Origin of the sequence: Candidatus Merdisoma sp. JLR.KK006 (assembly GCF_036941035.1) — a bacterium.
In the GTDB taxonomy this organism is placed as follows: Bacteria; Bacillota; Clostridia; order Lachnospirales; family Lachnospiraceae; genus Laedolimicola.
Window position 1 is genome coordinate 1 of the sequence record NZ_JAYMNS010000069.1, and the last position, 2,352, is coordinate 2,352.

Here is a 2,352-nt window from a genome sequence, read left to right on the forward strand (position 1 = left end):
TGAATATTATCCCCCTTGGGAGCCACCAGTTTCCCGCTTCAGAGCCACCCGGAAATTTCTTCCTTGAGAGCCACCTCAGACACAAGATATAGTAATACTGCCCCTGTCGCTTGAAAATACAACAGAGGCAATATTAGGTCTAATGATGTTCAGATGATTATGCTTCTATCTCGTCAACAAGCCTTTTGAGCTTCTTTGAATCATACAGCTTTCTCAGGTTTGTTTCATTTGTAGGGATTTCATAGGCATTATGGATAATCCTGTCCATGATGGAATCCGCCTGCGTCCCTCCGCCGAGCCTGTTATGCCATTCATCCACAGGATACTGTCCGACAAAGATTGTTGAGTTATTACCACTGCGTTGTTCAAACAGCTCATAGAGGTTCTTGGCATCCTTTTCAGTAAGTTTATAATTCAGCCATTCATCAAGGATGAGGATCTGATAGTTACCGATCCTTTTCCTGTATTTTGTAAGTTCCCTGAGGTTGTCGTTCTGGTTCTCAAAGTTACGCATCAGGTCAGGCATCCTGATATACAAAACCCTGTAAGTCTGTCTGCATGCTTCCACGCCAAGGGCACATGCAAGGTAAGTCTTTCCCGCACCGGTCGGTCCTGTGATGACAAGATTTGTTGCATTGGCAACAAATCCCATTGTGGCGAGATTCAGAATCGTGGACTTTTTTATCTGCCTTGCATCATAATCCAGTGACTCGATGCTTGCGGAAGGATATTTAAAATAGGCATTTTTGATAAGCCGGTTTATGAGCCTGTTCTCCCGTTCCTGTATCAGCGTTTCAAGGAGCAGTTCCAAACGCTTTTCGTAGCTTAGATCCACAAGCTTTATATCTTTTTCCTGCATTTCTATGATCCTTGCAAGGTCGCCAAGTTCCAATACAGATAAACTCTTTTTTATTTCAATGTTCATTTGTTGTCTCTCCTTTTCTGTAGTAATCCGCGCCTCTGACAATTCCGGATTTTTTATTGTTTTCCTTAAACTCTGTAAGTTCCTTCTCACTGTTTATGCTCTTTGCATTGGAATAGATGGTCTTATAATAAGGCATATGGTATTGCCTGAGCGCTTTATCACATGCTTTTTCAAGGATCTGGGGTGAATAGATGTCAGCTATGGAAAGTATGGCTCCTGCTGTCTGCATGGGCTGTTCTTCTACTTTTGCCTCGTCAAACATCCTGCGGATTACTTCAAAGGTTTTGGGGCCTGTTTCCCTTGCCCTGTCGCGCAGGGCATCCACTGACAGATTTTTCCGAAGCGGGAATGGCAGATGAGCCGGCTCTGTCCGCATGCCGTTTGCCATATGTCTGGGAAGTATCTGATGTCTTCCTATCTCTGTTCTGTTATAATAGATAAATACAAGATGGCTGTTAAATTTGACATCTACCTTGCAGCCGATATATCTGTATGGAACGGAGTACTGGCCTTTGTTCCACCATATATGGGAGTTGCTGCCAACTTTATGCCCATAAGACCATTCACAGACTTCATAGGGGATAAGCGGCAGGGTTCTCAGATATGGCTTTTCTTCCATTTCAAAGATGCTCCGGCGGCTGCCGGGGCGTTTTTGGAACGGCTTGTCATTGAATTCTTTTACTGCTTTCCGGATACCAGCATTTAATGCGGCTAATGATGTGAATACATCGTTCCTGAGTTTTGCGATGACAGCCGTGGCGATCTTACCCACAGAACCTTCAACGCTTGCTTTCTGCTTCGGCTTTTTGACACCTGTAGGCATGATGGCAACGGAATAATACTCGCCAAGGGAAAGATAGGCCTCATTTAGTATGATCTCGCCTCTTTTAGGATGCAGGGTCACTCCGGTTTTCAGGTTATCACAGACAATCTTTACTGGTGTGCCGCCAAAGAACCGGAACATGTTCACATGACAGGAAAGCCATGCTTTTTCATTCATGCTTGTTGCGGCTTCCACATAGATCATCTGACTGTATGGCATTGTTGCAACAAACAGGTATGCCGTTACACGCTCACCGGTATCAGGGTCCATATAGTTCATTGACGGACCTGACCAGTCGACTTCAACCTCTAATCCGGGTTTATGCTCTATGTGGCTTGTATAGTTTTTATCTGCCGTAAATTTCTTGTAATTTTTGGCAAATGTTATATAAGAACATGCATTCACCCCGTCTTTCTCACATCTGGCACAGTATTCTTCCCAAAGGAGCTTTTCTGTGACGCCTGTCTTCTTTAACTCTCTATGGACGTAAGAATAATCAACCGGAGCATATCTGGGTTTATATTTAAACTTATCCGGATAGAACAGTGCATAAAGCCTGTCGTCATCCCATTCAGAAATATCATCCCATGATTTGTTCGATTGT

2 protein-coding genes are annotated in these 2,352 nt (G+C 43.8%); both read right to left on the minus strand.

Going from position 1 to position 2,352, the window contains the following annotated elements:
• Positions 1-157: 157 nt before the first annotated feature.
• Positions 158-925 (minus strand): ATP-binding protein, encoded by a 768-nt coding sequence (locus VSQ61_RS22545; protein WP_289415372.1) that lies wholly within the window; start codon positions 923-925, stop codon positions 158-160.
• The coding region (gene istA, locus VSQ61_RS22550) for an IS21 family transposase (protein ID WP_334346561.1) at positions 915-2,352 on the minus strand (1,438 nt) is incomplete at its 5' end. The genes VSQ61_RS22545 and istA, both read right to left, overlap by 11 nt.

Coding starts and splice junctions, on each gene's coding strand:
- VSQ61_RS22545 (WP_289415372.1), bottom strand. CDS start 925: ATGAACATTGAAATAAAAAAGAGTTTATCTGTATTGGAACTTGGCGAC.